Origin of the sequence: Marinobacter sp. ES-1, from assembly GCF_000475255.1 — a bacterium.
GTDB lineage: Bacteria > Pseudomonadota > Gammaproteobacteria > Pseudomonadales > Oleiphilaceae > Marinobacter > Marinobacter vinifirmus.
Window position 1 is genome coordinate 1 of record NZ_AXBV01000007.1, and the last position, 576, is coordinate 576.

At 56.2% G+C, this 576-nt stretch carries 1 protein-coding gene; it reads right to left on the minus strand.

Annotated features, from left to right (window positions below; genetic code table 11):
- On the minus strand, positions 1-576 hold a 576-nt coding region (locus Q668_RS00540), incomplete at both ends, for a lipid A-modifier LpxR family protein (RefSeq protein ID WP_022987625.1).

Here is a 576-nt window from a genome sequence, read left to right on the forward strand (position 1 = left end):
GAATCCTTGAACGAGCCCGGCAAAGCGATGGTTGAGGATGTACCAGCGTAGTCCGGCACAAAGTTTATAGGAAGGTGTCTGCCAAGCTGCCAGACCAACCCGGTTTTAGCGGAGGTCCGAAAACTCGACAGTAGTCCGGATCCAACCACCGACACACGCTGTTCAATGTTGCCGCCCTGCCCGAGTTGCAGGAGTTTTCGGCCATGCGCAGCCTGAATGCCACCCACCACATCGGTTCCAAGCTGACTCCCCCACCCTTGCGGCTTGTCGCTTCCAGTGGCTTTGTGCACCCATTTCTGAACCGACTCGGCACCGCTTTCGGGCCCAATAACGCCAATGTGAGCACCAAACCCGGTAATCGTATCGGCGTTCCAGCTCCAGAGTGTGCCGCTGAGCGACAGGTGGCCGGCATAGGGAATGTCGTCGAACTGCGGACCTTTAACGGTAATATCTTCAGGCGTAACCATGAATTGCCGCAAACTCAGGCTTACCGCCTGCTTTGAATCGACAGTTCCAATACCTGGCAGAAAGCGCAGCTCATCACGCAGAACCCGGGCAAATCTTGCCGACTTTCCA